Source organism: Defluviimonas salinarum (assembly GCF_026013545.1).
Taxonomy (GTDB): Bacteria; Pseudomonadota; Alphaproteobacteria; order Rhodobacterales; family Rhodobacteraceae; genus Albidovulum; species Albidovulum salinarum.
The window spans coordinates 140,641-160,905 of sequence record NZ_JAPDOG010000009.1; the positions used below are offsets into that span (position 1 = coordinate 140,641).

Consider the following 20,265-nt stretch of genomic DNA (forward strand, 5'->3'; position numbering starts at 1 on the left):
AGATTGGACAGCCGTCCAATCCGCAACCGGAAAAAGCCAAACCTTCGCCATATTTGGTCACCAGTCTGGAAACGATCCGTGGGAAAGGCCGACATCATGCAGGCTCCAACCAGCGATATCGTGGTCCATGCCGGCGCGCATTGCTGCGGCGCCGAAGAGTATCAGAGATTTCTTGGCGCAAATCGCGCGGCACTGACCGCGGCCGGCTACGATCTGGCCTATCCGGGCCGGGGCGGTGCGCCGGGCGGCACCTTCGACTGCGGCTTTCCCGAGCCGCGCCACCAGGGCATCGCGCTCGACGCCATCGTCGGCGCGATCGCTACGGCCCTCGCGGACCTTGGCGCGGAGGGGCGCGGTCTGATCCTGTCGGAGCACGACCTTGCCGGGCATATGGCGAGCCTCCTCGCCGGGCGCTTCTACCCGGTGGCACTGAAGCGGGCCGAGGCGCTGCGGCAGGCGCTCGGCCGGCCGGTCGACCGCCTCGTCGTCGCGATCCGTCCCTACGAGGACCTCTTTGCCTGCGCCTGGCGCCGGTTTGCGCTTGACCGGCAGATGGAGCCCTTCGCGGAATACGTTCCGGCGATGGCGGGTTTTTCCGGCGGCTGGACCGAGACGGTGACGGCGCTGCGCGACGGTCTCGAGGCGGGCAGGGTGACGGTGCTGGTCGGCCCGCAGCACCCTCTTGACCTGATGGCGCATCTCGTGCCCGGGCTGCGGCTCGCCGATCCGGTGGTGCTGCCCGAGGCACCGGCAATCACCGACAGCGCGATCGCGATGATCCAGCGCCACTACGGCCAGGGCGCCCGCTTCGCCCCCGGGCAACGCGACCGGATCCTCGCCTTCCACGCAACCCAGCCGCAGGTCGCGCCCGAGACCGGCTTCGCAGCAACCCAGCTTACCGCCCTGCGCGCGCGCTACGCCGAGGATCTCGACCGGCTTGCCGGGCTTGCCGGGGTCGAGCTCGTCGCGGGCGCCGTTTCGGCGGTGGCGGCGGAATAAAACGCCCGAATCTCTGTCCCGCCTAGATCATTCAAGAGGCATCGATCTGACGCGGAGTTGGCGGGTGCGTGCGGCAGAAGCAGCTCGTGGACTGGTTTGCGGTGTGCTTGCCGCGTCAGCGCATCGACGCGACGAGGGTGGCCTCGCTGCGCGTGAGGCAGCCCCGTGCAAGCCCGAAATCGGCATGTTCCGACAGGCTTTCGGCCTCGGGAAAGAGCCGCTCGAGTTCGGCCACGTCTTCCCGGTCGAGGCATCGAACGGCGACGTTTCCGAGGTGAAGCGACTCGCTGGCGAGGCCGTTGGAGAGGATGATCTCGTGGCGATCGAAGATGAGGTGGATGTACGTCACCGGACCGGCAGTGTCCTCGCGGACGACGCTGTGGTCGTTGACCAGGTGCACGGCATGGGCGAACGCTTCCTCGGCGCCGAAATGCAGTTCTATGTCCCAGCCGCCGATCAGGATGCGGTGGAAGGGCGAGACCAGCAGATCGGTATGCGGCCGCCCGGCGCCGAAAGCGCCCGCCTTGATGCGCACCGGTCGCAGAGTCGATTCTGACGCCAGACGCCGCGCGCCTATCTCCCGCCGCAGGATGTGCCGGATCGGCGCGGCCCCGCCGTCGAGCGTCAGGACCCTGTCGCCCACGCCAAGCGTCTCGATCGGGCGCTCGCCGTCGGTGGTGGTGATCAGCGTGCCTTCGACGAAGCACGGCACGGCGTTCTCGTCGATTGCGATCGAGACCGTCAGGGTGTCGGTATTACCCTGGCCGCCGCCGGCATGTACCGCGGTGACCGCGAGGCTCACGGTGACGCCTCCGGGCGGGATATCGGCGCCCGGCAGCAGCGTGAGTGTCAGGACCCCGGTCGGGCCGATCGACACGCTGTAGTCGCCCGGGGAAAGCGCGCCGTCCGATAGCACCGTGACAGACCAACTCGCGGGCAGTTTCGTCGCCGTGTAGACCGACACGACCTCGGTCTGACCGGGACCGACGCTCAGGGTGGGGCTTCCGATGACCTGCTGCGTCGCCATTTCGGTTCTCGTCGTCGATCAGGTTCGCTGAGAAACTGAAGTCGAAATGTGGCGACAATGTGTCATGCTTCTTGCTGCGACCGCAGCCGATCATGATCGTGCTGCCGAAAGCATCTCTCGCAGAGCGCCCGCAAGGTCGCGGCGTTCCTCTGGCGACAGGAACGCGCCGAGCTCGACCTCGCGTCCCTCGCCCTTCAGCGTGAGATAGTCGGGGACCGGACCACCCGTGGCATGGAGCGCGACCGAGACCCAATAGGGATTGGCCTCCCACCGCAGCTCGCTGCCGTCCGGGGCGCGGCGGAGGATCTCGATCCGGTCGGGGTGGAGCGTCAGCCGCTCGGTCAGCTCGCCGGTGCGGTAGCTCGAACTCAGCGCGCGCCAAATCCCCCAGACGGTGAGGACGAGGAAGGGCAGGAGCCCCCAAAGGACCTTGGTGCCGAGGACCGCGAAGAGTGGCAGCGACAGGAGTGCCGCGGTCGCCGCGATGAAGCCGACGAACCCGGTGCGCGGCAGCGAGCGGTGCGGCCAGAGCACGAGTTCGGCCACCGGCTCACGCGAAGAGGCCCCGGATTTCTCCGGGGCCTCCTCGGGTCGTCTTACCCAGTGATAGGGCATCTCAGTGGGCGTGGCCCTTGTCCCACATGTCGCGGGTCGGGAGCGTCTCGAACGTGTGCTCCGGCGGCGGCGAGGGCAGGGTCCACTCCAGCGTGTCGGCATGCTCGTTCCAGTAATTCGCTTCCTCGACCCGCTTGCCCGCGCGGAGCGTGTAGAACACGATGCCGATGAAGAAGATGAACGAAGCGAAGGACAGGAACGCGCCGAGCGACGAGATGTAGTTCCAGTACGCGAAGGCCTCCGGGTAGTCGATGTAGCGGCGCGGCATGCCCTGGCGGCCGAGGAAGTGCTGCGGGAAGAAGGTCAGGTTCGCACCGATGAACATCATCCAGAAATGCAGCTTGCCGGCCCATTCCGGGTACTGGCGGCCCGACATCTTGCCCATCCAGAAGTAGCAGCCCGCGAAGATCGCGAACACCGCGCCGAGCGACATCACGTAGTGGAAGTGCGCCACGACGTAGTAGGTGTCGTGATAGACCCGGTCGACCGGCGCCTGGCTGAGAACGACGCCGGTGACGCCGCCCACGGTGAAGAGGAAGAGGAACCCGAAGGCCCAGAGCATCGGCGTCTTGAACTCGATCGAGCCGCCCCACATCGTCGCGATCCAGGAGAAGACCTTGATGCCCGTGGGCACCGCGATCACCATCGTCGCCAGCATGAAGTAGGACTGCTGGGTCAGCGACATGCCGACCGTGTACATGTGGTGCGCCCAGACGACGAAGCCCAGAACCCCGATCGCCACCATCGCGTAGACCATCGGCAGGTAGCCGAAGATCGGCTTTCTCGCGAAGGTCGCGATGACGTGGGAGATGATCCCGAAGCCTGGCACGATGATGATGTAGACCTCGGGGTGGCCGAAGAACCACAGGATGTGCTGGTAGAGGATCGGGTCACCGCCGCCCGAGGGCTGGAAGAAGGTGGTGCCGAAGTTGCGGTCGGTCAGCAGCATGGTGATCGCGCCCGCCAGAACCGGCAGCGACAGGAGGATCAGCCAGGCGGTGACGAAGATCGACCAGGCGAAGAGCGGCACCTTGTGCAGCGTCATGCCCGGCGCACGCATGTTGAGGAAGGTCGTGATCATGTTGATCGCGCCGAGGATCGACGAGGCGCCCGAGACGTGCACCGCGAAGATCGCGAGGTCCATCGACCAGCCGGCCTCGTTCGTCGACAAGGGCGGATAGAGCACCCAGCCCACGCCGGAACCCGCCTGGTCGTTGCCGCCCGGCGCCAGCACCGAGGCCACGGCGAGCGAGGTGCCCGCGACATAGAGCCAGAAAGAGAGGTTGTTCATCCGCGGGAACGCCATGTCCGGCGCGCCGATGTGCAAGGGCATGAAGTAGTTGCCGAAGCCGCCGAAGAGCGCCGGGATCACGACGAAGAACATCATCAGGATGCCGTGGGCCGTGACCAGCACGTTCCAGACATGCCCGTTCGGGGTGCAGGGCTCGTCGGAGGCGAAGAGGCGCGACCCCTCCATGCACATGTGCTGGACGCCCGGCTCCATGAGCTCGAGCCGCATGTAGACCGTGAAGGCCACCGAGATGAGACCCACGACCGCGGCCGTGAAGAGGTAGAGGATACCGATATCCTTGTGGTTCGTGGACATGAACCAGCGGGTAAAGAACCCGGGGTGTCCATGATCACCGTGGCCATGAACGGCTGCGTCGGCCATGCTGTTCTCCCATTCCATACGCAAGGCGCGGGTTATCGCCCCGCGCACGGCTTCAGGCCCCGTAATAATTGTCCGGGGGCGGATGGGCAATCAAAGAAGCAGGGCCCGCGACGGAAAATTTCCGTCCCGTGGATTTTCGGGAAATCAAGCGCGTCCGAGGACTTGCCGGGCGGGCGCCGGGAGCGGCGAGGCCGGGCTAGGCCGCGGGGCGGCACGTATCGTGATTGGCGTCCACGCGCGGGCATTCGGTCTTACGGCGTGGCCGCGGTCCCGGCGGGGATCTTTATCTACATCGCTTTCCTTCGACTGGCGGAGCCCGGCAAGGTCCGGGCGGGGCTGCTCTAGCACCGAATCCGATGGCGCGATTTGACATGGCGCAAACCGGCTTGGTCGGTGGGGAAGGGCGCTGGCCGGGGAATCGGTTGCCCGCAGTCTCAGGCTTCGACAGGCCCGCGCCGCCGATCCGCCTCACCCGGCCCGAAGGCCTGCGCGAAGGTTGCCTTCAGCGCGACGTCGAGATCGCCCATCGTCACCGGCAGGCCGAGATCGACGAGGCTCGTCACCCCGTGCTCGCGAATGCCGCAGGGCACGATCCCGTCGAAATGCGCAAGATCCGGCTCGACGTTGATCGCGATGCCGTGGAAGCTGATCCAGCGCCGGAGCCGCACTCCGATCGCGGCGATCTTGTCCTCGCGCACCGCACCGTCGGAGCCGGGCGCCTTGTCGGGACGGGCGACCCAGACCCCGACGCGCCCCTCGCGGATCTCGCCTCTCACGTTGAACTCGGCGAGCGCCGCGATGATCCAGGCCTCGAGCCGGCCGACGAAGGCGCGGACGTCGCGGCCGCGGCGGTTGAGATCGAGCATCACATAGGCCACGCGCTGGCCTGGCCCGTGGTAGGTGTACTGGCCGCCCCGCCGCGCCTCGTAAACCGGGAAGCGGTCGGGATCGGTGAGATCCTCGCGCCGCGCCGAGGTGCCGGCGGTATAGAGCGGCGGGTGCTCCAGCAGCCAGATCGCCTCGCCGGCACGCCCCTCGGCGATCGCGGCCACCCGCTCCTCCATCGCGGCAAGCGCGGCCTCGTAATCGACGAGGCCGGGGCTGGTGATCCATTCGACCATGGGTTCTCCGCATCAAAGCTGCCCCAAGGGCAGGAATTCCAGACTGGCGCCAGCCGATGCGGCGGCGCATAGTCCCCCGCATAGTACGGCCTCCCCGAAAGTTCACGGGGATTTTTTGATCAGATCATTGGGGGCAAGCATGTCGGTGTTACGCATTGCGGCCGCTTCGGTGGCGGTCACGACCGGTCTACTCATCGTCTCCTTCTTGCTGGCCCATCCGGGCTTTCGGTCGGAGTCAGGAACGGGGTCCGGCTGGGTGATCGACCATAGATAGAAAGCCTTTTTGATAGTTCTTGTTACGAGTGTGCAAAACCCGGGCCTGAACCCCTTCGCCGTTGCCAATGCGACGCGAGGGGTTCAGACTCGGGTGGTTTCCAAGTCTCGCCGCGGCCTGGACGTGCCCGGGGCACGGCGAAATGCCATTTTCGTCGGGGGGTACGATATGATCAAGCAACGCATCGTCGTCGCGTCCGCAGCGGTTTCGCTCGTCCTGTCATCGGCCGGTCCGGTCCTGGCCGATGCCGGCGACGCCATTGCCGGTGGCATCATCGGCGGCATCATCGGTGGCGCGATCGTCAACGAATCCAACAAGAGAAAGCAAGTGGTGCGCCGCTCGCCGAGCTACCACTACAGCGGGGTCAGTTCTGCGCAGCGCGCCCAGAACCGCGAGGTGCAAGTGGCGCTGAATTATTTCGGCTATCCGGTCGGCGCCGCCGACGGGGTGATCGGCAGCCGCTCGCGGTCGGCGATCTCGCAGTACCAGGCGACGCTCGGCTACCCGGCCACCGGCAATCTTACCGAATACGAGCGCAACCTGCTCGTCGGCTCCTACCACCGCGCGGTGGCGGGGGGGGCGGCGACGATGAGCCAGGCCGCCGCCCATCCGATGGGCATGCGCGGGCTCCTGCTGACCTGGCGCGACGAGGCCGCCGGGGTCACGCCCTACGGCCAGGGCGCGGTGCACGGCCAGATGACGACCGCCATGCCGGCGGCGCCGGTGCTCCCGGTGCCCTCGGCGCCCGCCGTGACGGCGCCCGAACCGCAGGCGGTCATCGCTATGCCAGAGCCCGAGGCGGAGCCGGAACCGGCCGCGCCGGGCCTGCCGACCTTCCTCGGCGGCGCAACGATCGAGGCCTCTCTCGCCTCGCATTGCAACCGGGTCGGGCTGATGGCTTCCAGCGGCGGCTACACCACGGTCGCGACCATGACCGATCCGATGACGGCACTCGGCGAGCAGTTCTGCCTCGTCCGCAGCTTCGCCATCGCCGAGGGTGAGGAGATGGCCGCCCGCGTGCCCGGCGTCACCATGTCTGAGGTGGCGGCCCAATGTGCGGGCTTCGCGCCGGCGATGAAAACCCATGTCGCATCGGTCTCGCTCGAAACCGCCGATCGCGTCATCGCCGATGTGCGCGATTTCGCGCTCTCGACCGGCATGGCGCCGGCGCAACTCGCGGCGACCGCGAAGATCTGCCTCTCGGTCGGGTATTCCGGCGACGACATGGACGTGGCCGTGGCCTCCAACCTGATTCTCGCAGCACTTGGCGAGGCCGCGTACGGAGAGCTTCTCGGCCATCACCTGAGCCAGGGATTCGGCGCGGCCCGGCGGGCGGATCTCGCCTTCGACTGGTACGACATGGCGATCACCGCCGCGGACCTGACCGGCGCGGCCCCCTTCGCGCCGGGCCAGCCGGAGCGGATGCAACTGGTGCGTAAGGCTGCCTACACGATTGCCGGCCGCGGCGACCAGGCCGCGGTTCCGGCGGCGCCGGAAGCCTTGCCAGCGGCGCTTCCGAGCTTCGCGCTGCCGCTCGACACCGCCTCGGCCGAGGTAACCGAGTAGCCGCCGGGGCGCCGTTTCAGGGGGGTGGTTCCCCGTCGCGTGTTTTTTCGCGGCGGGGCGAAAATTCCCCTTCACATCGCCGGAGGCTTTGGCTAAGAAGCGCCCACCTCGCCCGGAGGTGAACTTCGGGCCCGGTGCGGTTGTGGCGGAATTGGTAGACGCGCAGCGTTGAGGTCGCTGTGGGCTAACCCCCGTGGAAGTTCGAGTCTTCTCAACCGCACCACTCTCATCTCCTTGAATGCAAGTAAGTGACGAAAAAACAGGGCCTGAGCCTTGGTCCGGAACCTGCCTCCCGACCGAAAGGTGCTCCTGGATGGGGCAGGGGGTTTGCCGGGGCTCTTGGCGCCGGTGCAGCAGCGATAGACTGCGCGGGCCTTCATGGCGGCTGGCAGGCCGGCAGACCCGGGCAGACCGATACGGACACCGGGCCGGACGGCGTGATGGTCAAGGTGATAACTGGCAGTATCGCCGACCCCGAAGAGCTGACGATTGACCAGGCCGCCCTCGCCGCCGCGTCAATGGCCATGCGGGGGAAGGCGAGACTGCCGCGCTGCTTCCGTTCACGGTGAACCATGGACATGCCGCGATATGCTGCGTCGAGCGACGCTTGTGCGGCACGCGGCAGGTCCGGCGTCCAGAGACGTTCGCCTGACCGCGGACTTGGTCGATGCAAGAGCGATGGCGGGCGGGGCTCAGACGTCTTTCCAGTGTATGGGGGCGGGGATGACACAAAGCCGATTGTGTGTTCGAGGCGCACTTGGGTCCTTCAGGCCACGACATCTCACGAACGGCTCATACTTGACTGAAATACTCTACCATTGTATCGGGCGCGTTCATTGCGACCAGTAATCGGCTGAGGGCACCTTGTTCCATAGCTATGAAGCCCTTCAGGCGTTCGGGGATCGTGCCGCACTGCTCGCAGGCGATAGCGTCACGAGCTATTCGGAACTCGCGGCGGTCTCGGCTCGCTTCGCGTGCAGGTTTCCGCTGCGGCGCGGCCTGATCGCGATCGAGATGGCGCCGACGCCGACAACGATTGCCGCCTATCTCGGCGCATTGCGGGTGGGCCACGCCGTGATGCCGATGCCGGAGGGGCAGACCGATCTCGCATTGAGCCTCGAAGCACGGTTTCGGCCCGCTGCGAGCTGGAGGCGGGTGGGGAATCGCTTCCGACTGCTTTACCATGATCGGCCCTCCGAGCTTCATCCAGATCTGGCACTCCTGATGATGACCTCCGGCAGCACCGGCCAAGGCCGCGGCGTTCGCCTTTCCCGGGACGCCGTTTCAGCCAACGCTTCGTCCATCGCCGAATATCTGGCGATCGGAGTGGAAGACCGCGCCGCCCTGGTGCTGCCATTGCACTATTCCTACGGCCTGTCCGTCCTCCACTCGCATCTCGCGTCGGGGGCAGGCCTGTGGTTGAACGAGGGAACGATCCTCGAGCCGACCTTCCTGCCGCGCCTCGCGGAGTCCGGGGCGACAAGTCTGGCCGGCGTTCCCCATCACTTCCGCCTGCTGGAGGCCGCGATCGCCGAAAGGGGGTTGCCGGCCGGGCTGACCTGTTTGACCGTCGCCGGCGGCGCGATGCCCGCTGCCGATGTGCAGCGCTGGACGCAGAGGATGTCGGAGCGGCGCGGCCGCTTCGTGGTGATGTACGGCCAGACCGAGGCGACGGCGCGGATCTCCTATCTGCCGCACGAAATGGCCGCGGGCGCGCCGGACGCCATCGGCCGGGCCATCCCGGGCGGACGCCTGTCGTTGCGGGACGACACCGGCGCGACCTTCGCCGAACCCGGGCGGGAGGGCGAGCTGATCTATCGCGGACCCAACGTGATGATGGGCTACGCATCCGATGCCGCGGATCTCGGCCGCGGTTCCGAAACCGACGAACTCGCCACGGGGGATCTGGCGGTGTGCGGGGCTGACGGGCTCTACCGCATAACCGGGCGGCGCTCTCGGATGTCGAAGATCGCGGGGCTGCGCGTGGGGCACGACGCGCTGGAACAGGCGCTTGCCGCATCGGGAGACGACGCGGCCGTCTGGGGCGATGACGAGCGCATTTGGGTTGCGACGGGCCGCCCCTCCGAGGCACTGCAGACGCGCGTGGCCCGGCTCGCGGGCGTCGGTGCCCGGCATGTGGTCCTGGTTCGGTGCAACCCGTTGCCGCGGCGCCCGAACGGGAAGATCGACTATCCGGCGCTCAAGGCGCTGGCGTCGCCGCCGCCTCCCGACAAGGGCCTGCTGCCCATATTCGCGCGGACCTTCGCGCCGCAGGCGGTCCGGCGGAGCGACAGTTTCCAGAGCCTCGGCGGCGACTCCCTCCAGCATGTCGAGCTCTCTCTCGCGCTGGACCAGCACTTCGGGGGGCTGCCCGAAGGTTGGGAGCGGCGGCCGATCGCCGAGCTCGAAGGCGCCTCCACGGGACCGGCGAGCCGGGTTCCGATGCCGCTTCTCGCGCGGGCTCTGGCGATTCTGGCCGTGGTCGTCGCGCATCAGACGCTGTGGCCCGTCTATGGCGGTGCGGCTGCAATGGTCATCCTGCTGGGGATGAGCGTCGCGGAGCACCGGTCGCGGTTTCTGGTCGAGGGGGAGACGTCGCGCTTCCTCTCTCCGCTCGGGCGCGTCCTGATCCCCTATGCCGTCGTCCTCTTGGGATATGCCGTGGCCTGGCAGCAGATACCCTGGGCGTCCGTCGCGCTGATCGGCAATTTCGCCGTGACGAAGCCCGAGACGCACCTCATGCTGCCCTACCTCTACTGGTTCGTCGAAGCCTACGTTCAGATGTGCCTGCTGCTCGTGGTGGTCTTCCGCCTGCCGGGAATGCGCCGCTGGCTGGCGCGCTCGCTGTTCGGCACCGGTCTGTTCCTGCTGGCCATCGGCGTGCTTTTGCGGGTGACCCTGCCTGAACTCTGGCCGCTGCCCGCCGGACGTTCGCAGTTTTCGGTGCCTTGGAACTTCTACCTGTTTGCGCTCGGCTGGTGCATCGCGGCGGCGCGGAGCTACTCGCAGCGGCTCGTGATCCTGGTGGCGGCGGCGCTGATCCTGCCGCTCGCCGCCTGGCTCGGCGGCAACTGGTACGGATCCTGGTCGAAATACCTGAGCCTGCTCGGGCTGGCCGGGGTGCTCCTCTTTGTCGAGGCGGTGCCGATGCCGCGAGTGATCGTGCGCGGTGTCATGCGCCTCGCGCACGCGGCTTTCCCGATCTATCTGCTGCACCGCCTGGCGCCCGAGGTGCTGATGCCCTTCATGGAACCATACCTGTCTCCCGTCGTCTTCGACGCCGTGGCGATACTGGGCGGGATTGCGCTGGGGGTGCTGGCGGCAGGCGCGCTGTCCTGGCTTTCACGGACGCTGATCTCCTTGCCGGCCTACCGCAAAGTATCGCTCCTCAACCCGGCAGGATGACCCGGTGTGACCGGCCGCGGTCGCCGGTCGGTCATGACGAGCGTCTGCGCGCCAGGTTTCACGAGTTGGTATCGGTTCCGCGGAATCTGCACACGCTAGGCCGCTGATGCGCGTGCGTCAGCGGGAGGGGCCATATCCGGCGCCTGATGCGGGTGCTGGTGGTTGCAGAAACTGCGCCAGTCGCCGATGGCGCGGTTTGCGTTCTGGATTCCATCGAAACGCTTGCGCTGGATGCACTGGTCCTTCAGCGTCCGCTTCACACGCTCGACCATACGTTCTGCTGAGGGCTGCGCGGCTTGATTAACTCCTGTTCCAGCCCGTAACAGTCGGAGCACTCGACCTCAACCGAACACCTGCTGGCCGCGTCCGAATGCGCCGATGTCCTGACCGACCTCCCGGGCGTGAACGGCTGCGGCGAAGATCATCCGCCCGACCGCGCAGCTTGGGAACGCTCCAGCGCGATTTGGTCGCTGCCGGAAAATGTGTTCTAATATCAATGCCAAAGTCGCCAAACGGGCTAAGCACGGCAGTTGGCCCAGTTTCCGGCATGTCCGCGGTTGACCTTTTCGGGCATGCCACCGGCCGAAGCAGGACCCACCGCACGTTCTGATGGCCGGTACGAATGCCGGGCTCGGGCGCCGCGATCCGACGAGACCGCATATGGGAGGGCAAAGTGTTCAGCAAAATCATGGTTCCCGTGGACTTGAAGCACCTTGACCGGATGCAGAAGTCGCTGCAGGCGGCAGCCGATCTGGCACGGCTCTATTCGGCCACCGTTTGCTACGTTGGCGTCACCAGCGCCGAGCCGAGCGAGCTTGGGCACGGTCCCGGGGAGGTCGCGGACCGCCTTGCGGACCTTACCAAGACCGAAGCGGCGAAGCACGGGCACGGGGGGGCGTCGCACCTGGTCATCAGCCACGACCCGACCACCGAACTCGACAAGGCCCTGCACGAGACCGTTGGCGAAATCGGCGCCGATCTTGTGATCATGGCCACGCATATCCCGAACGTGACCGACTACATCTGGGCGTCGCACGGCGGCTCGCTCGCGTTGCATTCTCGCGCTTCGGTGATGCTCGTACGCGGCTGACACCCGGAAACCGACACTATCCTGCGACAGGAGGAAGCCACATGGCCGGCCAGGACAACACCCAGGGCATCCCCGTTCCCGAAGGCTCTGCGGACATCATCGATACCGATTACACGATCGGCCAGGACAACATCGAAGGCCAGCTTGGTCCCTTCGGTTTCGACATCCACAACCCGGTCTTCATTGTCTCGGGCCTGACGATCGTGGCCTTCGTCTTCTATGCGCTGGCCCTTCCCGATCAGGCCGGTGCCGTCTTCGGCTGGCTCCGACCCTGGCTGACGTCGACCTTCGACTGGTTCTTCCTAGGCGCCGCGAACGTCTTCGTGCTCTTTTGCCTGTTCCTCATCGTCAGCCCCTGGGGCTCGGTTCGGCTCGGCGGCAAGGAGGCCGCGCCCGACTACTCCTACATGGGCTGGTTCGCGATGCTCTTCGCCGCCGGCATGGGCATCGGGCTGATGTTCTTTGGCGTGCTGGAGCCGGTCTATCACATGGCGATCTCCGAACCACTGGGCGTGCCTTCGCCGATCGGCGAGGATGGCGCGATCATTCCGGAAAACGTCGAGGCCGCGAGGAAGATGGGCCTTGCGGCGACGATCTATCACTGGGGCCTGCATCCATGGGCGATCTACGCCGTCGTGGCGCTGGCGCTGGCGCTGTTCACCTTCAACAAGGGCCTGCCACTGACGATCCGTTCTGCCTTCTACCCGATCTTCGGCGAGGCAATCTGGGGCTGGGTCGGCCATGTCATCGACATACTTGCGGTCTTCGCCACGCTCTTCGGGCTCGCCACCTCGCTCGGCTTCGGCGCGCAGCAGGCCAATGCGGGGCTCGAGCATGTCTTCGGCATCCCGAACAACATCACGGTGCAGGTACTGCTGATCACCGCCATCACCGCCGTGGCATTGGGGTCTGTCCTGCGCGGCCTCGACGGCGGCGTGAAGGTGCTGTCGGAGATCAACATGGGCATCGCGGCGCTTCTTCTCGTCTTCGTGCTGCTTGCCGGGCCGACGGCGACGATCGTGGCCGACTTTTTCAGTGGCCTCGGTGCTTACGCGGCCGGGATCTTGCCGCTGTCAAACCCGGTCGGGCGTGCGGATACCGGTTACATGCAGGGCTGGACCGCCTTCTACTGGGCCTGGTGGATCAGCTGGTCGCCCTTCGTCGGCATGTTCATCGCCCGCGTGTCGCGCGGCCGCACGGTGCGCGAGTTCATCATTTGCGTGCTGATCATCCCCTCGCTGGTCTGCGTCCTCTGGATGGCCGTTTTTGGCGGCGTCGCCATCGACCAGGTGCTGACCAACCCGGCCGCCAGTTCGGTAAAGACCTACGTCATCGACAGCTATGTGCCCGAGCTGTCGCTCTTCGCGATGCTCGAAGGGCTACCGCTGGCCACGATCACTTCGGTTATCGGTATCATTCTTGTCGTCGTGTTCTTCGTGACCTCGTCGGATTCGGGTTCGCTCGTGATCGACACGATCACGGCGGGCGGCAAGGTCGACGCACCGCTGCCGCAACGGGTCTTCTGGTGTACGTTCGAGGGCGCAGTGGCGATCGTGCTTCTGGTCGGCGGCGGGCTCGGGGCGCTTCAGGCCATGGTCATCTCGACGGGCCTGCCCTTCACGGTGGTGCTGCTGCTCATGTGCTGGGCGATCCTGCGTGGACTGATGAGCGAAGCCCGCTGACTTGGCTCTCACGCTGCAGAGTAACGGCCGGGCCGACTTTGGTGAGGCGGTCGTGGGGATCGGCGGTGTGATGCAGGTCTTCGGTCTCGGCGCCTTTCAATGACCGACGGCTTGGTCGGCATCAATGATGGGTTGGATGGCCGCTCCTGACGCTACTTGTGCCACTTTGGTGCTTCTGCGGTCAGGGGGAGATTGACCTGCCCCACCTGAGTGGTCCGGCATGAGTGTTAGTGGATGATCGGCTTGATCTTGCCCCTTTTCCACGCTGTGTCGCCATTCGCCTGTCCGCCCGATACGTCGCATTCACGCGATCTTGCATTATCCCCGCCCGGGGGATAGGGGGCTTCAATGACAGAACCCCATACCCACGCAACCCACCCCGGCATCGTCAAGCGGCTGAAACGCGCCGACGGCCACCTGCGCCATGTCATCGACATGATCGAGAGCGGCAAGCCCTGCGCCGACATCGCGATGCAATTGCTGGCGGTGGAACGGGCGGTCTCGGCCGCCAAGCGGGTGCTCATTCACGATCATATCGACCATTGCCTCGGGCAGGACGGCGGGCAGAGCTTCGCCGAGATGCGGGCTATGGCCAAGCTGCTCTGAGGCATCATGCTTTCCGTGCTCGCGAACCGCACCTACCGCCACCTCTTCGCGGCGCAGGTGATCGCGCTGATCGGCACCGGCCTTGCCACCGTCGCGCTCGGGCTTCTCGCCTGGCAGATCGCGGGTGAGGATGCCGGGCTCGTGCTCGGCACGGCGCTCGCGATCAAGATGGTGGCCTATGTGACGCTGGCGCCTGTGGCCTCGGCCTTTGCCGACCGGGTGCCGCGCCGCGCGATGCTCGTCGCGCTCGACCTGATCCGGGCGGCGGTCGCAGTGGCGCTTCCGTTCGTGAGCGACGTCTGGCACATCTATGTGCTGATCTTCCTCCTGCAGGCCGCCTCGGCTGGCTTCACCCCGACCTTCCAGGCGACGATCCCCGATGTCCTGCCGGACGAGGGCGAGTACACCCGCGCGCTGTCGCTCTCGCGACTTGCCTACGACCTCGAAAGCCTCTTGTCGCCTATGCTCGCGGCGGCGTTGCTCACGGTGGTCAGCTTCCCCGTCCTTTTCGGCGGCACGGTGATCGGTTTCCTCGCCTCGGCGGCATTGCTCCTGACGGTGACGCTGCCCTCGCCGAAGCCGGCCCGGCCGCGCGGCATCTGGGACCGCACGACGCGCGGCACACGCATCTATCTCGCCACGCCGCGCCTGCGCGGGCTGCTGGCGCTGAACCTCGCGGTAGCGGCGGCCGGTGCGATGGTCATCGTCAACACCGTCGTCCTCGTCAAGGCGCGCCTTGGTCTCGGCGAGCCGCAGGTGGCTCTGGCGCTCGCGGCCTTCGGCGGCGGCTCGATGGCGGCGGCCCTGATCCTGCCGAAACTGCTTGAGCGGATAGCCGACCGCCCCGCGATGATCACCGGCGCCGCGATCCTGGCCTTGGGCACGTTCGTCGGTCCGCTCGCGGGATCGCTGCCGGTGCTGATGGCCCTTTGGGTCGTCATCGGCTTTGGCTACAGCCTGACCCAGACGCCGACCGGTCGGCTGCTGCGGCGCTCCGCCCAACCGGAGGACCGCCCGGCAATCTTCGCCGCGCAGTTCGCGTTGAGCCATGCTTGCTGGCTTCTGACCTATCCGCTCGCAGGACGCTTTGGTGCTGCTTTCGGGCTGGACACCACGTTCCTCCTGATGGCGGCGCTCGCTGTGCTCGGCGTCGTTCTGGCGCTGCGCCTCTGGCCGGCCGCCGAGCCCGATGCCCTGCCTCACACGCATCCGGACCTGCCCGCCGATCATCCGCATCTGAAGGAACACGGGATAGAAAGCCACCGGCATTCTGTCGTCATCGATGATCTGCACCCGCGCTGGCCGCACGGCGCCTGAGACCGGACGCCAGCGCGTTGATCGCGTTTTCCGGGCTGTTCCTGGCCGCGTTTCTCGCGGCAGCGCTCGTTGAGCCTCCCCAACGGAATTGGCCTGCCACGATGGTTAATGTCATTTTGCCCCTCCTCGGGACTCCCTCGGAGAACCGACGAGCCCCAACTCTTGAACCAAGCAGGCTTTCAGAAAGCATGAGTGGGGCTAACCACAATCGGATTGCTCACACATGTAAAGGCTTGATAAAGTTCATTGGAAGCGCATTGATTGAAGAAGTGGCGACAAAAGTTCATCTGGATCGCCCGACGAGTAGACATGCGGACGTTTAGAAACCCGCAAGGTTGTTCAACTAAGAGCCGTTAGCGGAAGGAGTAGAGAATGATCCGAGCAGCAGGAATCGTCTTAATCATGGCGGCGAGTTTCGGCATCGTTTCGGGGTGCACGGACAATCAGGGCGTCAACGCAGCTTCGGGCGCGCTCGTGGGTGCTGCGGTTGGGAACCAGTTCGGTAGCGGCAGCGGCAAAACCGCCGCGACGCTGGTCGGAGCGGCGGTCGGCGCGCAGGTCGGAGCGAACCAGCCGACATCGCGCACTTGCACGTATCGGAACCCGCAAACCGGTCAAACCTATCAGGCCGCCTGCCCTTAAGCGCCACCCACTGCGGCAGGATTTAGCGCCCCAAGTTGTCCAGGTGTTCAGTCCCGGCATCTGGTGGATCGGATCGACGATGAATCGATCGGGCTCTGAAATCCAGACCTAGCAGATGTATTCGTAAGGCGTGAGGCCGCTGAGGGTCTTGAGCCTGCGGCCGAAGTTGTAGGCGGCCATGAAGTCCGCGAGGTGCGCGCGCAGCTGATCGTGGCTCTCGTGGCGGAAGCGTTTCACTGTCGCGTCCTTGATCGTCCGGTTCATCCGCTCGACCTGGGCGTTGGTCCAACGGTGGTTGGGCTTGGTCAGGCGGTGCTCGATCCCGTTCGCCTCGCAGATAATGTCGAAGCGCATCTGCCTGGAATCTGGGGTGTTGCTGTTCCTTGGCTGGTCGGCGAACTGGATGCTCCTCGCCATCGGGCTCGAACCGATGGCGCCGCGATGGCTCGATCGGTCAGGACCGTGTGGCTCCGGTAGGGAACCGCCACCAGCAGGTGTTCCAGGAACACCCGCGCCGTCCGTAGGCCGGCCTTCTCCACCAGTGGGGCGACCGCGCACGTGCTGGTGCGGTCGATGGCACCGAAGAGAAGAGCTTGCCCTCGGCGGTCTGCACCTCGGCGATGTCGATGTGAATGAACCCGATGGGGTAGCGTTTGAAGCGCTGACGCCTGGGTTTGTCGCCTTCGACATCCGGCAGCCGCGAGATGCATTCGCCCTTGGGCTCGAACCAATGGCGCCACAATGGCTCATCGCCGAAGTGGCGATGCAGCACCGACCGGGTCAGATACGGGATCGAGGGCTGGAGAGCACAGAGGCAATCGTCCACGGGCAGCAGTGCGTGCCGACGGACAACTGGTCGGACTATGACGGGCCGCTGCGCCGCCGGGGCGCGTTGTCGGCCCGGTTCGATCCGGAGATGGAATGGCACGCCAGGAAGAACGGCAAGCGTTGCCATCCCGAGACTTTCTTCGAGAGCGCGATCCAGATCTGCCTGACCATGAAGGCCCAGTTCGGCCTCCCACTGCGCCAAACGGTCGGTTTGGTCGCGCGCCCGTTGGAGATGGCCACGCCGGACTGGCCGCGGCCCGGATCAACTGCTCGAAGAGTGCCGGCGAGAGCACCATGTCACGAGACCCCGACCGTCAGAGCGCCGAAATCCAGATCCGCATCGCCATCGTGAACCGGTTCAACGCACTCGGCACCACCGTGATCCAAGCCGTTGCCCGATGTCGGAACGCTGAGGGCAAACCCCGTCCTTTCCCGGATCAGCGCTAAAACGCCGCAGCACCCCACGAAGGATCATCTCCGGCCGCATTCCTCGCGGAAGGGAAGCGATCGATTGATTCCGCCTTGGAGATGCAAGGCGCGCAATGACCCCGATCAGCGCGCCAGGACCAGTTCCGCCTTGAGCCCGCCGAGCCGTTCGCTTTCGCCGAGCCTGAGCGTGCCGCCATGACTGCGGGCGATGTCGGCGGTGATCGCGAGCCCCAGGCCAACCCCGGTGCCGCGATCCTGGTTGCGCGCGTCATCGAGCCGGGTGAAGGGGCGCAACGCCTCCTCGCGCCGTTCTCGCGCGATGCCCGGGCCATCGTCCTCGACCGTGATCCGGATCGCGCGGTCGAGGATCGCCAGCGACACCTCGGCGCGTCGGCCGTAGCGCACCGCGTTGCCGATCAGGTTCTCGAGCGCGCGGCGCACCGCCCCCGCCCGCATCGGCGCCGCGCCGGCGCCGGTGACCGCGTAGAGCACGACGTCCTGCCCCGCGCGCCTTGCGTCCTCGATCACCGCGGTCACGAGCGGCAACGGGTCCAGGACCTTCGCCTCCTCCTCCATCGCATCGCCCCGGACGAAGGCCAGGAACGCGTCGAGCAGACGCTGCATGTCGTCGACATCGCGGCTCATCGCGGTGGCTTCGGGATCGTCGCCGAGCATCGACAGGCCGAGTTTAAGCCGCGTCAGCGGCGTGCGCAGGTCGTGGCTGACCCCCGACAGAAGCAACGTGCGCTGTTCGATCTGGCGCTCGATCCGCGCGCGCATGTCGAGAAAGGCGTTGCCGGCGGAGCGGACCTCGATCGCGCCGGAGGGGCGGTAGGGCTCGATCCGCCCCTTACCGAAGGCCTCGGCGGCGCGCGCCAGCCTGCGGATCGGCCGGAGCTGGTTGCGCAGGAAGATAAAGGCGATGAGGGTCATCAGAAGGCCGGTCGCCAGCATCAGCACCAGGAGCTGGTGCGGGTTGGTCGCGGCGACCCGGCTGCGTTCGAAACGGATCGCCATCGGACCGTGCCGGGTCGACATTACCAGCCGCACCGTGCGCAGGTCCGAGACGTCGACCGCGTCGACGCGCTCGACCAGGGCGCGCAGCGTCCGGATGACAACTCGGCCCGAGAGATCGTAGAAGACCCGCGCATCCGCCGACGGCGCATCCGTCGCCGCCGGCAGGTCGACGGTCATCGCCAGCGCCTCGGCCAGACGCCTCAGCTCGGACCGGGCGGTCGCGGCATCCCCCGCGGTATCGGCGCGCTCGGCGAGATAGGAGATCTCCAGCACGACGTTGCGGGTCATCTGTGCTGTCACGCGCTCGAAATGGCGCTGGATGAAGGCTATGGACACGACGATCTGGATGATCACGATGGGCAGGACGAGAATGAGCGCGGCGCGGCCGTAGAGGCCGCGGGGAAGGATGCTCTTGAACCAGTCGAAACGCATGGCCGGAGCCTAGCCCCAGCGGTCAGGGAGAGAAAGCGCAAGATGAAGGAGGAATCGCGGATCCCGCCCCGCCCCGGCAGGGTGCTGCTTCTGGAGCCGGGGCTCCGGACGGTGCTCGCGCCCAACCCCTCGCCGATGACGCTCCACGGCACCAACAGCTACATCCTCGGCGAAGGCGAGGTCGCGGTGATCGATCCGGGACCGGCCGATCCGGCCCATCTCGCCGCGCTCCTCGGCGCCCTCGCTCCCGGCGAACGCGTGAGCCACATCTTCGTCACGCATGCCCATCTCGACCATTCGCCGCTCGCGCGGCCGCTGGCCGAGGCGACCGGCGCCCCGGTCCTCGCCTTTGGCGACGCGCGCGCTGGCCGCTCGGCGCTGATGGAACGGCTGGCGGCCGGGGGCGGGCTCGCCGGCGGTGAGGGTGTCGATGCCGGGTTCGCGCCCGATATCCGCCTTCGCGACGGCGAGACGGTCGAAGGCGCCGGCTGGACGCTGCGGGCGGTGTACACGCCGGGCCACATGGGCAACCACCTGAGTTTCGCCTGGCAAGACACGGTCTTCTGCGGCGACCACGTCATGGGCTGGGCGTCGTCTCTGGTTTCTCCGCCCGACGGAGACATGGGGGCCTACATGGCTTCTCTCGCCCGGCTCGCGGCGACCGGCGCGCGGCGCCTCTATTCCGGCCACGGCGATCCGATTCCCGACGCACAGGCCCGCATCGCCGCGCTGGCCGCCCATCGCCGCGAACGCGAAGCAGCGATCCTGGGAGCGCTGTCCCGTGGCCCTGCGGATGCCGCGAGCCTCGCCGCGATGATCTACACCGATACGCCGGCACCGCTCATGCGCGCGGCCGCCCGAAACGTCTTCGCCCACCTCCTTGATCTCATGGAGAAAAAGATCGCAGAGCCGGAACTATATTCAGGAATCGACGCCCATTTTCGGCTTCTGTGAAGTTCCTCGAAATTTATCGCAAGACCCTCTGGACGCCCCACGCCGCGCTTGCTATATCGCCCCCGGTGTTCCGGCGTAGCTCAGCGGTAGAGCAGTTGACTGTTAATCAATTGGTCGTAGGTTCGATCCCTACCGCCGGAGCCAAAAATCCCTGCTAAAACAGGTAATTGCAAAGCCTCCGCAAGGGGGCTTTTGTTGTTAATAGCCCAACTCATAAGCAGATCGTAAGCAGGCTGGACAGGCCTAATGAGACGCTGACATTACACAGCGACCAGTTCGGCTAGCTTCGTCGCTACATCCGACATGGGCTCTTCTGCGGTGCTTAGACCGCTACGCGAGCCAAGCATGGGGCTGACGTCGCGGAGAGCTTCGTAAGTCGTATCATGAACAATGGGAACAAGCAGTTCTCGCGCAAGGAGCACCGATAGTTCTTTGTCGGCGATACCCTCTCCACGAATGCGACTCAAAAACGCTGATCCTCCCCCAGTGAAGTGGTCCGCCGTTATGTTTAGGAGAACGGAGGATCGAAATGGCTACGAAGCGGCACAAACCTGAAGAGATTGTCATGAAGTTGCGGCAGGTTGAGGTG

The 20,265-nt window shown here is 66.2% G+C and carries 15 protein-coding genes, 2 tRNA genes and 3 pseudogenes; 13 read left to right on the plus strand and 7 right to left on the minus strand.

Features of this window, described 5'->3' with window-relative positions; genetic code table 11:
* Positions 1–78 precede the first annotated feature (78 nt).
* Positions 79–999 (plus strand): hypothetical protein, encoded by a 921-nt coding sequence (locus OM960_RS11940; protein WP_264772094.1) that lies wholly within the window; start codon positions 79–81, stop codon positions 997–999.
* Between the two features lie 115 nt (positions 1,000–1,114).
* On the opposite strand, the gene OM960_RS11945 is transcribed toward OM960_RS11940, so the two are convergent.
* The 4 genes from OM960_RS11945 to lipB form a co-directional block, all read right to left on the minus strand.
* Positions 1,115–2,026, minus strand: coding sequence for a Hint domain-containing protein (locus OM960_RS11945; RefSeq protein WP_264772095.1), 912 nt, complete (start codon positions 2,024–2,026; stop codon positions 1,115–1,117).
* A gap of 90 nt (positions 2,027–2,116) precedes the next feature.
* Positions 2,117–2,641: a DUF2244 domain-containing protein gene (locus OM960_RS11950; RefSeq protein WP_263336200.1), complete on the minus strand. Its 525-nt coding sequence runs from the start codon at positions 2,639–2,641 to the stop codon at positions 2,117–2,119.
* A 1-nt stretch (position 2,642) separates the two neighbouring features.
* The gene (gene ctaD, locus OM960_RS11955) at positions 2,643–4,313 is read right to left on the minus strand and encodes a cytochrome c oxidase subunit I (protein WP_263336197.1); all 1,671 of its coding nucleotides are present in this window, start codon (positions 4,311–4,313) and stop codon (positions 2,643–2,645) included.
* Positions 4,314–4,747: 434 nt separating this feature from the next.
* A complete protein-coding gene (gene lipB / locus OM960_RS11960; RefSeq protein ID WP_264772096.1) occupies positions 4,748–5,434 on the minus strand; it encodes a lipoyl(octanoyl) transferase LipB in 687 nt (228 codons plus the stop codon).
* A gap of 442 nt (positions 5,435–5,876) precedes the next feature.
* Between lipB and OM960_RS11965 the strand changes: the two genes are divergently transcribed.
* The 3 genes from OM960_RS11965 (at position 5,877) to OM960_RS11975 (ending at position 10,679) form a co-directional block, all read left to right on the plus strand.
* Entirely contained in the window at positions 5,877–7,274 is a 1,398-nt protein-coding gene (locus OM960_RS11965) for a peptidoglycan-binding domain-containing protein (protein ID WP_264772097.1), read from the plus strand.
* A gap of 136 nt (positions 7,275–7,410) precedes the next feature.
* Positions 7,411–7,497 (plus strand) — tRNA-Leu (locus tag OM960_RS11970).
* Between the two features lie 641 nt (positions 7,498–8,138).
* Entirely contained in the window at positions 8,139–10,679 is a 2,541-nt protein-coding gene (locus tag OM960_RS11975; RefSeq protein WP_264772098.1) for an AMP-binding protein, read from the plus strand.
* A gap of 95 nt (positions 10,680–10,774) precedes the next feature.
* Here the strand turns inward: OM960_RS11975 and OM960_RS25550 are convergent, their stop codons facing one another.
* Positions 10,775–10,951 carry an integrase core domain-containing protein gene (locus tag OM960_RS25550; RefSeq protein WP_354003558.1) on the minus strand — a complete coding sequence of 59 codons (177 nt, stop codon included), beginning with the start codon at positions 10,949–10,951 and terminating at the stop codon, positions 10,775–10,777.
* 401 nt (positions 10,952–11,352) lie between these two features.
* Here OM960_RS25550 and OM960_RS11985 point away from each other — a divergent pair, with 401 nt between their 5' ends.
* The 5 genes from OM960_RS11985 to OM960_RS12005 all read left to right on the plus strand — a co-directional run bounded on the left by OM960_RS11985 (position 11,353) and on the right by OM960_RS12005 (position 16,016).
* Positions 11,353–11,769 carry a universal stress protein gene (locus OM960_RS11985; protein WP_264772099.1) on the plus strand — a complete coding sequence of 139 codons (417 nt, stop codon included), beginning with the start codon at positions 11,353–11,355 and terminating at the stop codon, positions 11,767–11,769.
* A gap of 41 nt (positions 11,770–11,810) precedes the next feature.
* Positions 11,811–13,451, plus strand: a complete 1,641-nt coding sequence (locus OM960_RS11990; protein WP_264772100.1) for a BCCT family transporter — start codon at positions 11,811–11,813, stop codon at positions 13,449–13,451.
* 348 nt (positions 13,452–13,799) lie between these two features.
* Complete coding sequence (locus tag OM960_RS11995; protein WP_263336183.1) at positions 13,800–14,057, plus strand: metal-sensing transcriptional repressor; 258 nt, start codon at positions 13,800–13,802, stop codon at positions 14,055–14,057.
* 6 nt (positions 14,058–14,063) lie between these two features.
* A complete protein-coding gene (locus OM960_RS12000) occupies positions 14,064–15,374 on the plus strand; it encodes an MFS transporter (RefSeq protein WP_264772101.1) in 1,311 nt (436 codons plus the stop codon).
* A 372-nt stretch (positions 15,375–15,746) separates the two neighbouring features.
* Positions 15,747–16,016: a glycine zipper 2TM domain-containing protein gene (locus tag OM960_RS12005; protein ID WP_263336178.1), complete on the plus strand. Its 270-nt coding sequence runs from the start codon at positions 15,747–15,749 to the stop codon at positions 16,014–16,016.
* A gap of 42 nt (positions 16,017–16,058) precedes the next feature.
* On the opposite strand, the pseudogene OM960_RS12010 reads toward OM960_RS12005, so the two are convergent.
* Positions 16,059–16,863, minus strand: a pseudogene (locus tag OM960_RS12010) (integrase core domain-containing protein); the annotation flags it as partial.
* A 69-nt stretch (positions 16,864–16,932) separates the two neighbouring features.
* Between OM960_RS12010 and OM960_RS25635 the strand changes: the two are divergent.
* Both OM960_RS25635 and OM960_RS25640 read left to right on the plus strand, forming a co-directional pair.
* Positions 16,933–17,046: pseudogene (locus OM960_RS25635) on the plus strand (transposase); the annotation flags it as partial.
* Positions 17,047–17,099: 53 nt separating this feature from the next.
* Positions 17,100–17,291, plus strand: a pseudogene (locus OM960_RS25640) (hypothetical protein); the annotation flags it as partial.
* A 105-nt stretch (positions 17,292–17,396) separates the two neighbouring features.
* Here the strand turns inward: OM960_RS25640 and OM960_RS12020 are convergent.
* Entirely contained in the window at positions 17,397–18,722 is a 1,326-nt protein-coding gene (locus tag OM960_RS12020) for an ATP-binding protein (protein WP_263336176.1), read from the minus strand.
* A 42-nt stretch (positions 18,723–18,764) separates the two neighbouring features.
* Here OM960_RS12020 and OM960_RS12025 point away from each other — a divergent pair, with 42 nt between their 5' ends.
* Positions 18,765–19,676, plus strand: coding sequence for an MBL fold metallo-hydrolase (locus OM960_RS12025; RefSeq protein WP_263336173.1), 912 nt, complete (start codon positions 18,765–18,767; stop codon positions 19,674–19,676).
* 69 nt (positions 19,677–19,745) lie between these two features.
* Positions 19,746–19,820: transfer RNA gene (locus OM960_RS12030), tRNA-Asn, on the plus strand.
* Positions 19,821–20,265 lie beyond the last annotated feature (445 nt).